The 11,938-nt window shown below is 72.7% G+C and carries 11 protein-coding genes; 8 read left to right on the top strand and 3 right to left on the bottom strand.

What is annotated here, in order from left to right; all coding sequences use genetic code 11:
• Nucleotides 1-88 precede the first annotated feature (88 nt).
• The 6 genes from ABD230_RS19085 (at nt 89) to ABD230_RS19060 (ending at nt 7,133) form a co-directional block, all read left to right on the top strand.
• Nucleotides 89-2,611 carry an ATP-dependent helicase gene (locus tag ABD230_RS19085; RefSeq protein WP_344379027.1) on the top strand — a complete coding sequence of 841 codons (2,523 nt, stop codon included), beginning with the start codon at nt 89-91 and terminating at the stop codon, nt 2,609-2,611.
• Nucleotides 2,608-3,696 carry an FUSC family protein gene (locus ABD230_RS19080; RefSeq protein WP_344379023.1) on the top strand — a complete coding sequence of 363 codons (1,089 nt, stop codon included), beginning with the start codon at nt 2,608-2,610 and terminating at the stop codon, nt 3,694-3,696. The genes ABD230_RS19085 and ABD230_RS19080 overlap by 4 nt, the downstream gene beginning before the upstream one ends.
• Before the next feature lie 28 nt (nt 3,697-3,724).
• On the top strand, nt 3,725-4,267 hold the full coding sequence (locus ABD230_RS19075) for an NUDIX domain-containing protein (RefSeq protein WP_344379021.1): 543 nt from the start codon (nt 3,725-3,727) through the stop codon (nt 4,265-4,267).
• 66 nt (nt 4,268-4,333) lie between these two features.
• Nucleotides 4,334-5,752: a ferredoxin reductase family protein gene (locus ABD230_RS19070; protein WP_344379018.1), complete on the top strand. Its 1,419-nt coding sequence runs from the start codon at nt 4,334-4,336 to the stop codon at nt 5,750-5,752.
• A complete protein-coding gene (locus ABD230_RS19065; protein ID WP_344379014.1) occupies nt 5,749-6,330 on the top strand; it encodes an FMN-binding protein in 582 nt (193 codons plus the stop codon). The genes ABD230_RS19070 and ABD230_RS19065 overlap by 4 nt, the downstream gene beginning before the upstream one ends.
• Nucleotides 6,331-6,332: 2 nt before the next feature.
• A complete protein-coding gene (locus ABD230_RS19060; protein WP_344379011.1) occupies nt 6,333-7,133 on the top strand; it encodes an FAD:protein FMN transferase in 801 nt (266 codons plus the stop codon).
• A 38-nt stretch (nt 7,134-7,171) separates the two neighbouring features.
• On the opposite strand, the gene ABD230_RS19055 is transcribed toward ABD230_RS19060, so the two are convergent.
• A complete protein-coding gene (locus tag ABD230_RS19055) occupies nt 7,172-8,023 on the bottom strand; it encodes a DUF72 domain-containing protein (protein ID WP_344379008.1) in 852 nt (283 codons plus the stop codon).
• An 11-nt stretch (nt 8,024-8,034) separates the two neighbouring features.
• Nucleotides 8,035-8,757, bottom strand: a complete 723-nt coding sequence (locus tag ABD230_RS19050) for a VIT1/CCC1 transporter family protein (protein WP_344379005.1) — start codon at nt 8,755-8,757, stop codon at nt 8,035-8,037.
• A gap of 271 nt (nt 8,758-9,028) precedes the next feature.
• Here ABD230_RS19050 and sucC point away from each other — a divergent pair, with 271 nt between their 5' ends.
• Nucleotides 9,029-10,195 carry an ADP-forming succinate--CoA ligase subunit beta gene (gene sucC / locus ABD230_RS19045; protein WP_344379002.1) on the top strand — a complete coding sequence of 389 codons (1,167 nt, stop codon included), beginning with the start codon at nt 9,029-9,031 and terminating at the stop codon, nt 10,193-10,195.
• Between the two features lie 24 nt (nt 10,196-10,219).
• Nucleotides 10,220-11,128 carry a succinate--CoA ligase subunit alpha gene (gene sucD, locus ABD230_RS19040; RefSeq protein WP_344379000.1) on the top strand — a complete coding sequence of 303 codons (909 nt, stop codon included), beginning with the start codon at nt 10,220-10,222 and terminating at the stop codon, nt 11,126-11,128.
• A gap of 105 nt (nt 11,129-11,233) precedes the next feature.
• On the opposite strand, the gene ABD230_RS19035 is transcribed toward sucD, so the two are convergent.
• A partial coding sequence (locus ABD230_RS19035) for a prealbumin-like fold domain-containing protein (protein ID WP_344378998.1) occupies nt 11,234-11,938 on the bottom strand: 705 nt, incomplete at its 5' end.

The following is an 11,938-nucleotide window of genomic DNA, read 5'->3' as shown; positions in this document are numbered from 1 at the left end:
CGCGGGCGGGCGGGTGGGCGGCGCGGGCGCGCGGCGCGGTCGCGGGCCGTGCGGCGCTGTCGGCCCGCGCGCCTAGACTTGTCGGGACATGACGCTGATCCTCGACCCCGACGACCCCACCGGCTGGCGCGAGGCGCGCGGCGCGGCCGACCGCGACCGAGCCGACGAGGCGCGCGGTGCCGCGGGCGCGGGCCACGCGGCATCCGATCGCCTGACCGCCGGGCTGAACCCGCAGCAGCGCGAGGCGGTCGAGTACCGCGGCCAGGCGCTGCTCATCGTCGCGGGCGCCGGCTCCGGCAAGACGCGCGTGCTGACGCACCGCATCGCGAGCCTCATCGACGGGCGCGAGGCGTGGCCGAGCCAGATCCTCGCGATCACGTTCACGAACAAGGCCGCGGCCGAGATGCGCGAGCGCGTCGAGGCGCTGCTCGGCGAGGCCGCGGGCGGCATGTGGATCTCGACGTTCCACTCGGCGTGCGTGCGCATCCTGCGGCGCGAGGCCGAGGCGATCGGGCTGTCGTCGACGTTCACGATCTACGACTCGGCCGACCAGCGCACGATCCTGAAGCGCATCATCAAGGAGCTCGACGCCGACACCCTCGGCTTCACGCCCGCGAGCGCGCAGGCGAAGATCTCCAAGCTCAAGAACGAGCTCTCCGACGTCGAGACGTACGCGCGGAACGTCAACACGAACGATCCGAACGACGTCATGTTCCTCGAGATCTTCCGCCAGTACACGCGGCGGCTGCGCGACGCGAGCGCGCTCGACTTCGACGACCTGATCAGCGAGACGGTCTACCTGTTCCGGGCGTTCCCGAAGGTCGCGGCGCTCTACCAGCGCCGCTTCCGGCACATCCTCGTCGACGAGTACCAGGACACCAACCACGCCCAGTACGCGCTCATCCGCGAGCTCACGCGGCCGGTCGAACCCGAGGTGGTCGCCGAGCTCGACGCGCACGGCGTGCTCGTGCGCGGGCTGACGGATGCCACGGGGTCGATCCCCGGCGCCAGCCTCACCGTCGTCGGCGACTCCGACCAGTCGATCTACGCGTTCCGCGGGGCGGACATCCGCAACATCGTGGAGTTCGAGCGCGACTTCCCCGGCGCGAAGGTCGTGCTGCTCGAGCAGAACTACCGGTCGACGCAGAACATCCTGTCGGCCGCGAACGCCGTCATCTCGAACAACTTCGACCGCAAGGACAAGAAGCTCTGGACGGCCGACGGCGACGGCGACAAGATCACCGGGTACACCGGGTACTCGGCGCACGACGAGGCCCAGTTCGTGGCCGACGAGATCGAGGCCCTGCACCGCGCGGGCGTCGCGTACCGCGACATCGCCGTGTTCTACCGCACCAACGCGCAGACGCGTGCGCTGGAGGAGATCTTCGTGCGGTCGGCGCTGCCGTATCGCGTGGTCGGCGGCACGAAATTCTACGAGCGCGCCGAGATCAAGGACGCGATGGCGTACCTCATCGCCGTCGCGAACCCGCTCGACGAGCTCGCGATCCGGCGCATCCTGAACACGCCCAAGCGCGGCATCGGCCCGGCGACCGAGACCGCGATCGCGAGCTTCGCCGAGCAGAACGACCTGTCGTTCCGGCAGGCGATGCGGGCGGCCGACGGCCTCGGGCTCGGACCGAAGGTCACCAAGGCGATCCTCGAACTCGCGACGCTGCTCGACGCGGCCGCCGCGATGCTCGTGCCGAGCCAGAAGGGCATCGACGAGGGCACCAACGAGGGCGCCTCGAAGGTCTCCGAGGTGCTCGCCTTCCTCATGGAGGGGTCGAAGCTCGTCGAGACGCTCCGCGCGAGCCGAGACCCGCAGGACGAGACGCGCGCCGAGAACGTCGAGGAGCTCGTCGCGCAGACCAAGGACTTCGACCGCGAGAACCCGGGTGCGGGGCTCGTCGACTTCCTCACGCAGGTGTCGCTCGTCGCCGCCGCCGACGAGCTCGACGACGCGTCGGGCACGGTCTCGCTCATGACCCTGCACACGGCGAAGGGGCTGGAGTACCACGCCGTGTTCCTCACCGGGCTCGAGGAGGGGCTGCTGCCGCACCAGATGTCGGCGTCCGAGCCCGGCGGCCCGGCCGAGGAGCGGCGGCTCTTCTACGTCGGCATCACGCGCGCCCGCAAGCGGCTGTACCTCTCGCTCGCGATGAGCCGCGCCCAGTTCGGCGAGGTGTCGGTGGCCATGCCGAGCCGCTACCTGCAGGAGATCCCCGACGAGCTCGTCGACTGGAAGCAGTCTCCGGGCATGGCGAACAGTCGCGGCGGCAGCCAGCCCCGCGCCCTCAACGCGCGGCGCGGATTCGGCGGCGGCGGGGGAGGCGGCGGCGCGTGGGGCACCCGCGACCGCGACCTCGAGCGGTTCAGCGTCACGAAGTCCGCGGCGCCGAAGACGGAGTGGGCGAACCGCGTCACGGGCACCGTGCGCGACAACGGCGACCTCACGCTCGAGGCGGGCGACCGCATCCGCCACACCGACTTCGGCGAGGGCACGGTGCGCCAGGTGACCGGTGAGGGCACGAAGCGCATCGCGCACGTGGCGTTCGACGCCGCAGGGCAGAAGAAGCTCCTCATCAAGATCGCGCCGATCGAGAAGCTGTGAACCCGGACGGGCCCGGCCGCCCCGACGTCGCGGGAGCCGCCGGTCGCCCGTCACTCGACCGGCTCGGGGCGCTCGACATCGAGGTCGCCGTCCGCGCCGCGATCGCCGCCACCGTCCCCCTCGGCATCCTCGTCGCGGCCGGCCGGCCCGAGTGGGCCGCGTACGCGGCGTTCGGCGCCATGACCGCGCTCTTCGGGAGGAACGAACCGTACCGGCTGCGCCTGCGGACCGTCACGGTCGCCGCGGTGCTGCTGCTCGCGAGCATCGGCGCGGGTGCGCTGCTCGCCGTCACCGCCGCATCCGACGCCGTCGTCGGCGTCGTGCTCGGGGTGCTGATCGTCGTCGGCGTGCTCGTCGTCAACGTCGCCCGCCTCGCGCCGCCGACCGTGCTGTTCTTCGTGTTCGCGCTGCTGGTGTGCGCGTCGGCGCCGACCCCGTCGGACGAGCTGGCGCCCCGGCTCGGCGTCGCCCTCGCGTCGGCGGGGTTCGCCTGGCTGCTCAGCCTCTCGGGCAGCGTGCTGCGACGGATGGCGGGACCGCGCGGTGCACGCCTGCTGCGCGAGCTCGAGCGCGAGGCGCCCGTCCGCCGGGCGGCTGCGACCGACCGCGCCGTCTGGGCGAACGCGATCGAGCAGGTCGTCGCCGCGCTCGCGGCGGGCGCCGTCGCCGTCGCCTTCGGTCTCGGCCACCCGTACTGGGCCGTGGTGAGCGTGGTCGCGGTGATCCCGCCCGCGGGTGCCGCGCGCACGCTGTCGCGCGCGTGGCACCGCGTGCTCGGCACAGCCGGCGGGGTGCTCGTGGCCGCGGCGGTGCTCTGGCCGGACCCGCCGGCATGGCTGCTCGTCGTACTCATCGGCCTCGCGCAGTTCGGCGCCGAGGTGCTCGTGGGCCGTCACTACGGCAGCGCGCTGCTGTGCATCACGCCGCTCGCGCTCATGGTCGTGCACCTGTCGGCGCCCGTCGACGTCGGCACGCTCGTCGTCGACCGGCTCGTGGAGACCGCGCTCGGCTGCGCGATCGCGATGCTCGCGGTGCTGATCGGCCGTGCGGCAGCGGCCCGCGGCCGGACGGGAATCCTCGCATGACCGGACCCATCGAGCGGGCGGAGCAGCCATGACCTGGCCCACGCGCGCGCAGCGCACGGTGTACGAGAACCCCTGGATCCGGGTCACGGAGGACGACGTCGTCCGGCCCGACGGCACGGACGGCATCTACGGGGTCGTCGAGCTCCGCAACGAGGCCGTCTTCGTCGTGGCCCTGACCGATGCCGACGAGGTCCTGCTCGTCACCGTCGACCGGCACACCGTGGGCCGCTCCGTCGAGGTCCCGGCCGGTGGCACCGACGGCGAGGAGTCGCTCGTCGCCGCGCGGCGCGAACTGCTCGAGGAGACCGGGTTCGAGGCCGACGAGTGGCGTCTCGTCGGGCGCATGGACGCGCTCAACGGCATCTGCCGGGCGCCGGAGACGGTGTGGCTCGCGACCGGGCTCCGGCGGGCCGCTGCGGTGGCGGCCCACCAGGAGGAGGAGGGCATCCACGAGGTGCGGGCCGTCCCCTGGGCTGAGGCGATGCGGATGGTGCGGACCGGTGGGATCGCCGACGGCGAGACGATCGCGGCGCTCATGTTCGCGGCCCTGGAGCTCGGTCGCGCCGGCTGACGTGTTCACAGGCGGCCCACAGCCGCCGCATCGGGAGGCGATAGACCCCGGGCGCACCATCGGAGCATGGCTTTCCTGGTACACGACGCTCGACACCTCGAGCGCCCCTCGCGCCCGTTCGGCGTGGCCGAGCGCGGCCGTGCCGGACGGCGCCTGTGGCGCGTCGACCTGCTGCAGGCGCTGGCCGTGGCATCCGTCGCGATCGCCGTCGCGCTGTTCCTCTCCGAGGGCGGCGCGACCCGGTTCGGCGACCCGGGCGCCGCGCTGACCTCGCTCGGCATCATCGCCGGCCTCGCCGCGACCGACCTGGTGCTCGTCATGCTGCTGCTCGCGGCCCGCGTGCCGCTCATCGAGCGGGCCGTCGGCCACGACGCCGCGATGTCGTTCCACGGCAGGCTGGGCGAGCCCGTGCTGTACCTCCTGCTGGCGCACGGGGTGCTGCTGCTCGCCGGCTACGCGATCGCGGACGGCATCGACGTGGTCGCCGAGGCCGTCGCGATCTGGAACCTGCCCGACCTGCCGCTCGCGATCCTCGGCTTCGCGCTGTTCCTCGCGGTCGTGGTGAGCTCGCTCGTGGCCGTGCGCCGACGGTTGCGCTACGAGGCGTGGCACCTGATCCACCTGCTCGTCTACGCCGCGGTGCTCGCCGCCCTGCCGCACCAGTTCAGCGTCGGCGGGCTCTTCGCGGAGGGCACCTGGCAGCGGTGGTACTGGCTCGTGATCACGATCGGCACGTTCGCCGCGGTCGTCGCCTTCCGGGTGGTCGCGCCGCTCGCGGCGACCCTGCGCCACGGCCTCGTCGTCGAGCGCATCGATCCGGTGGGCGACCCCCGCGACGGCGTCGTGTCGGTCACCATGCGCGGCCGCCGTCTCGCGGCGCTGCGCGCGACCGGCGGGCAGTTCTTCATCTGGCGGTTCCTCGCCGCGGGCCAGTGGTGGCAGGCGCACCCGTACTCGCTCTCGGCGGCGCCGCGCGGCGACCGGCTGCGCATCACCGTGCGGGCGCTCGGCGACGGGTCGGCGAGCCTCGGCGGCATCCGCCCGGGCACGCGGGTCGCGCTCGAGGGACCGTACGGCATCTTCAGCGAGGCCGCCCGCAGCCGTCGACGGATCACCCTCGTGGGCGCCGGCATCGGGGTGACGCCGATCCGCTCGCTGCTCGAGTCGGCGACGTTCCGTCCGGGCGAGGCGACGGTCGTGCTGCGCACGCAGGGGCCGTCGGAGGGCTGGCTCCTCGACGAGGTCCGCGAGCTCTGCCACCGTCGCGGCGCCACGCTCCTCACGGTGCCCGGAGGGCGGGGCCGCGGCTGGCTGACCGCCGACGCGGAGCGGCAGGGGCTCGATCTCCAGGCGCTCGTGCCGGCCGTGGCCGACAGCGACCTGTACGTCTGCGGCCCGCGCGGGTGGTCCGAGGGCGTCATCTCCGAGGCCCGCGCCGCGGGCCTGGCCCCCGAGCAGATCCATCACGAGAGGTTCGACTGGTGAGACGACGTGCGATGCTCCTGGCCTCCGCTGCCTCGGCCGCGGCCATCCTCGGCGGCTGGCAGCTCGGTGCTGCCGCGACCGCGACGCTGACGACGGCAGACGGGTCGACGACGCTCGACACGAGCGGCGCAGCCTCCGGGTCGTCGGGCTCGTCCGGCTCGTCGGGCTCGTCCGCCCCGGCGGCGAGCGGTTCGACCGGGACGACCGATTCGTCCGGGTCCACTTCGTCCGGGTCCACCGGCAGCGACACCGGTTCGACCGGTTCGAGCTCGTCGGATGCCGCGGCGGCCGCGTCGTCGGCCGACGGCACCTACACGGGCTCGTCCATCTCGACGCGGTTCGGCAACGTGCAGGTGCAGGTGACGATCTCGGGCGGCGCCATCACCGAGGTCACGGCGCTCCAGCTGACCGACCACGACGGCCGCTCGATCCAGATCAGCAATCGTGCGGAGCCGGTGCTGCGCACCGAGGTGCTGCAGGCGCAGTCGGCGTCGGTGTCGATGATCAGCGGGGCGACGTACACGAGCGCGGCGTACCTGCAGTCGCTGCAGTCGGCGCTCGATGCGGCCGGGTTCTGACGATGACCGCCGCCCGGCCGCCCGCGAATGCCTTCGCCGCGATGGGCACGGTCGTGAGCGTGCGGCCGGGGCGGGCGGCGAGGGATGCCGGAACGACGGATGCCTCGACCGCGGAGCCATCGGACGCGCGTGCGCTCGGCGCGGTCGGCGACGTGTTCGCACGATGGGAGTCGCGGTGCAGCCTGTTCGACCCGGACTCCGAGCTCAGCCGCATCGCGCGGGGCGAGCTGCGGCTGCTCGACGCGAGTGCCGAGGTGCGCGACGCGTACGCGCTGGCGCTGCACTGGCGCGACGCGACCGACGGGCGCTTCACGCCGCACCGCGGCGACGGCGTGCTCGACCTCAACGGCGTCGTCAAGGCCCTCGCGGTCGAGGAGGCCGGCGAGGCGCTCGACCTGCTGGGGCGGACCGACTGGGCGATCGACGCGGGCGGCGACGTGCTCGCCGCCGCCGGGTCGCGACTGCCGGTCGGCATCGTCGACCCCGCGGATCGCGCCGCCCTGCTCGCCCGCATCGACTTGGACGGCGGACGCCGCCGGGCCGTCGCGACCTCCGGGAGTGCGGAGCGGGGCGACCACATCTGGACCGTTCCCGGGCTCGAGCGCACGCCGTTGGTGCAGGTCAGCGTCGCGGCCGCCGACCTCGTCACCGCCGACGTGCTGGCGACGGCGATCGTCGCCGGGGGGCGGGCCGCCCTCGACGACCTGGCGGCGCGGTTCGACCTCGATGCGCTCGCGGCGACCCGCGACGGCGACCTGCTCGCGACGCCGGGCTGGCCGCGGCAGGTCCGGGCGCGCGGCTGAGGCGACGCCCCGGGATTCGCTCGGGCGTGCGCTGCGGCTCAGCCCGGACCCGGCCGATCGAGCCCGGGCGGCGTCGGCAGCCGGGCGATGAGCGCGATGGCGTCGAACGGGGCGCGCACCTTCACGTCGTTGTCGAAGTAGAGGTACGCGTCGCGGCCGGCCGCCAGGTGCGCGCGCGTCCAGTCCGCCCAGCGATCCAGCGCCGGCGCGTCGTACCCGGAGGCGTACAGCTCCTCCTCTCCGTGCAGGCGGGCGTACGCGAAGTCCGCCGTCACGACGTCGAGCCGCGGGTAGCGCCCCGCGGTGTCGGCGGTGACGGATGCCGCGCCGTGCGCGCGGAGCAGCCCGGCCCACGCGTCCGCGTGCTCCTCGAACGACGGATGCCGCACCTCGACCGCGTGGCGGAGCGGGGCGTCGGGCGCGGGCTCGATCGAGGTCCGCCCCTCGACGACGTCGTCGTGCCGGGCGGCGAGGGCCGCGGCATCCGCCCGGGAGCGCGGGAGCAGCGCCAGGAACGCCTCCAGCAGCCCGGCGTCGAACGCGAGCGTCGGCGGGAACTGCCACAGGATCGGCCCGAGCTTCGGCCCGAGGTCGAGCACGCCGGAGGCGAGGAGGTTCGCGAGCGGCGCGTCCGCGTCGCGGAGGCGCTTGACGTGCGTGAGGAACCGTGGGCCCTTCACCGCGAAGACGAACCCCTCGGGCGTCGCGTCGCGCCATCGGTGCCAGCTCGTCGGCCGCTGCAGCGCGTAGAACGAGCCGTTGAGCTCGATCGAGGTCATGCGTGCCGCCGCGAAGGCGAGCTCGTCGGCCTGGCGGAGGCCCTCGGGGTAGAACACCCCGCGCCACGGCCGGTAGCGCCAGCCGGAGATGCCGATCCGCGCCTCGGCCACGGGGACGCCGGCTAGAGCGCCCCGCCGAGCAGGCCGCCGATGACCCAGGTCACCGCGAGGGCGAGCGCGCCTCCGATGACGACGCGGCCCACGGCGCGCGTGCGCGGCGCACCGCCGATCCACGCCGAGAGCCACCCGGTGATGGCCAGCGCCACGATGACGGCGACGAACGTCGTCGCGATGCGCCACTCGGGCGGCGGCAGGAGGATCGCCAGCATCGGGAGGATCGCGCCGACGAGGAACGAGGCCGCCGATGCCCAGGCCGCGTGCCACGGGTTCACGACGTCCGTCTCGGAGATGTGCAGCTCGGCCTCGAGGTGCGCGGCGAGCGCGTCGTGCTCGGTGAGCTCCTTCGCGACGGTCTCCGCCGTCTCGGGCGAGAGTCCCTTGCCGCGGTAGATCGCGGCGAGCTCGGCGAGCTCCTGCTCGGGCATCGTCGCGAGCTCGGCCTGCTCCTTCGCGATGAGGGCGTGCTCGGTGTCGCGCTGGCTCGACACGGAGACGTACTCGCCGAGCCCCATGGAGATCGCGCCGGCGAGCACCGAGGCGACGCCGGCGACGAGGATCGCCCCGAGGTCGGTCGTGGCGGCGGCGACGCCGACGACGAGCGCGGCGACCGAGATGATGCCGTCGTTCGCGCCGAGCACGGCGGCCCGCAGCCAGTTGAGCTTCTCGTGGACCTTCCCGTCGTGCGGGTCGGTGCGGTGCACCGGTTCGGCCGTGGCATCCGTCATGTCGGCAGTCTCGCAGGCGACCGCGGGGCCCGCCAGCATGGTGAGCCTCACCTCAGCGAGGCTGCGGCCGCACGCGGGAGCCGTTCCGCCAGGGGCGGAAGGGCCACCCGGCCGGTCGCCTCGCGTTCGGAGGCGCGCCGCCGGGGGAGTACCATGGTCGCGGCTCGACTTATCTCGATATCGAGGTATCTTGACGTCGAGACTCTCATAGCCGGGCCTCTCACCCACCCATCCCTGCGCGCCATCCGCGCGGAACGATAGGAAGCAGAGCGTGGATCTTTACGAGTACCAGGCCAGAGACCTCTTCGAGAAGTACGGAGTGCCGGTGCTCCCGGGCATCGTCGCGGACACGCCCGAGGCGGTGCGCGCCGCCGCCGAGCAGCTCGGCGGCGTCACCGTGGTCAAGGCCCAGGTGAAGACGGGCGGCCGCGGCAAGGCCGGCGGCGTCAAGGTCGCCAAGAACCCGGACGAGGCTGAGGAGGCCGCGAAGGCGATCCTCGGCCTCGACATCAAGGGCCACGTCGTCAAGCGCGTCATGGTCGCCGGCGGCGCGAAGATCGCTCAGGAGTTCTACTTCTCGGTGCTCCTCGACCGCGCCGCGCGCTCGTACCTCTCGCTCACGAGCGTCGAGGGCGGCATGGAGATCGAGCAGCTCGCCGTCGAGAAGCCCGAGGCGCTCGCCCGCATCGAGGTCGACCCCGGCACCGGCATCAGCCCCGAGAAGGCGCGCGAGATCGCGGTCGCCGCGAACTTCCCGGCCGAGCTGGTCGACAAGGTCGCCGACGTCTTCGTCAAGCTGTACGACGTCTACACGGGTGAGGACGCGACGCTCGTCGAGGTCAACCCGCTCATCCTCTCGGAGGACGGCGAGGTCATCGCGCTCGACGGCAAGGTGACCCTCGACGAGAACGCCGAGTTCCGCCACGCCGGCCACGCGCTCCTCGAGGACAAGTCCGCGACCGACCCGCTCGAGGCCAAGGCCAAGGAGCTCGACCTCAACTACGTCAAGCTCGACGGCGAGGTCGGCATCATCGGCAACGGCGCGGGCCTGGTCATGTCGACCCTCGACGTGGTCGCCTACGCCGGCGAGCAGCACGGCGGCGTGAAGCCCGCGAACTTCCTCGACATCGGCGGCGGCGCCTCGGCGGAGGTCATGGCCAACGGCCTGTCGATCATCCTCGGCGACCCGCAGGTCAAGTCGGTGTTCGTGAACGTGTTCGGCGGCATCACCGCCTGCGACCAGGTCGCGAAGGGCATCGTCGGCGCGCTCGCCGAGCTGGGCTCGGAGGCGAACAAGCCGCTCGTCGTGCGCCTCGACGGCAACAACGTGGCCGAGGGCCGCCGCATCCTCGAGGAGGCGGCGCACCCGCTCGTCACCCTCGCCGACAACATGGACCAGGGCGCCGACACGGCCGCCGAGCTGGCGAACGCCGCGTAAGCGCAGAAGGACAGGATCACTGCAATGACGATCTTCCTGAACAAGGACAACAAGGTCATCGTCCAGGGCATCACCGGCGGCGAGGGCTCGAAGCACACCGCGCGCATGCTCGCGGCGGGCACGCAGGTCGTGGGCGGGGTCAACGCCCGCAAGGCCGGCACCACCGTGCTGCACAAGGACCAGGACGGCAAGGACGTCGAGCTGCCCGTCTTCGCGTCGGTCACCGAGGCCATCGAGGCCACCGGTGCGGACGTCTCGATCGCGTTCGTTCCGCCGGCGTTCACCAAGGACGCCGTCGTCGAGGCCATCGACGCCGAGATCCCGCTGCTCGTCATCATCACCGAGGGCGTGCCCGTGCAGGACTCGGCCGAGTTCTGGGCCTACGCCAAGGAGCAGGGCGGCAAGACCCGCATCATCGGGCCGAACTGCCCCGGCATCATCAGCCCCGGCGAGTCGCTCGTCGGCATCACCCCGGCGAACATCACCGGCAAGGGCCCGATCGGCCTCGTGTCGAAGTCCGGCACGCTGACGTACCAGATGATGTACGAGCTCCGCGACCTCGGCTTCTCGACCGCGATCGGCATCGGCGGCGACCCGATCATCGGCACGACGCACATCGACGCGCTCGAGGCGTTCGAGGCCGACCCCGAGACCAAGGCCATCGTCATGATCGGTGAGATCGGCGGCGACGCCGAGGAGCGCGCGGCCGACTTCATCAAGGCCAACGTGACCAAGCCGGTCGTCGGCTACGTCGCGGGCTTCACCGCGCCCGAGGGCAAGACGATGGGCCACGCGGGCGCGATCGTGTCCGGCTCGGCCGGCACCGCGCAGGCGAAGAAGGAGGCCCTCGAGGCCGCCGGCGTGAAGGTCGGCAAGACGCCGTCCGAGACCGCCCGCCTGCTGCGCGAGGTCTACGAGGCGCTCGGCGCGTAGCGACACGGATGCCGCGGCCCGGCGCTTCTTGCCGGGCCGCGTTCCACGGGGAGGGGCCCCGCCGGCGATGCCGGCGGGGCCCCTTCGTCCAGTCGCCTCCTCGACTCACGGGTCGATCACGATGGTGCAGACGACCGTCCGCGGCTCGAGGTCATTGATCGTGATGCTCGGGTCGTCCATCATGTCGCCGAGCGACACGGTGTCGGAGCCGGCGACGTCGCACGAGATGCTCGAGAACGTGCCGCCGTCCACCTGCGAGTCGACGCTCACCGTGAGGTTCGTGAGCGGGACGTTGGTGAACGTCACGGTCGGGTCGTCGTTGCAGTCGGTGTCCTGGACCACGGTCGCGGTCTGCGGGTTCGCGCTCGTCACGGCGTAGCCGCTCGGCACCGTCTCGGTCACCTCGTAGTCGCCGGAGTCGATCGCCGCGATGCAGGCGCGCCCGTTGGCGTCGGTCGTCACGACCTGGCCGCCCGCCGGCAGCGAGCCGCCGGTCACGGTGAAGTCCACGCCGGACTGCGGGTGGTCGCCCGGGCCGTCCGCCGCGTGCTTGGTCGTCTTCTCGATCACGAGCGCACCGCAGTTGTTGATGCCGGTGGGCACGGGTGCGATGTAGTCCTTCATCGCGGCCGTGAAGGAGTCGGAGGATCGGCTCTTCAGGTACGCGCTGCCGAACGCCACGCAGTCGTCGCCGACGATTGCCGAGAAGTTGACCGTGGCCTCGCCGAAGGTGCGTGGCGAGATGTCCTCGGTCTGGAGTCCGTCGTTCTCGGCGGCCGGGATCACGCTGGTGTTGATCGATCCGGTCGC

Origin of the sequence: Agromyces tropicus, from assembly GCF_039531345.1 — a bacterium.
GTDB lineage: Bacteria > Actinomycetota > Actinomycetes > Actinomycetales > Microbacteriaceae > Agromyces > Agromyces tropicus.
The sequence above is the reverse complement of the archived record's forward strand: the minus strand, read 5'-3'. Positions and strand labels throughout refer to the sequence as shown.

Coding starts and splice junctions, on each gene's coding strand:
- ABD230_RS19085 (WP_344379027.1), top strand. CDS start 89: ATGACGCTGATCCTCGACCCCGACGACCCCACCGGCTGGCGCGAGGCG.
- ABD230_RS19070 (WP_344379018.1), top strand. CDS start 4,334: ATGGCTTTCCTGGTACACGACGCTCGACACCTCGAGCGCCCCTCGCGC.
- ABD230_RS19075 (WP_344379021.1), top strand. CDS start 3,725: ATGACCTGGCCCACGCGCGCGCAGCGCACGGTGTACGAGAACCCCTGG.
- ABD230_RS19050 (WP_344379005.1), bottom strand. CDS start 8,757: ATGACGGATGCCACGGCCGAACCGGTGCACCGCACCGACCCGCACGAC.
- sucD (WP_344379000.1), top strand. CDS start 10,220: ATGACGATCTTCCTGAACAAGGACAACAAGGTCATCGTCCAGGGCATC.
- ABD230_RS19060 (WP_344379011.1), top strand. CDS start 6,333: ATGACCGCCGCCCGGCCGCCCGCGAATGCCTTCGCCGCGATGGGCACG.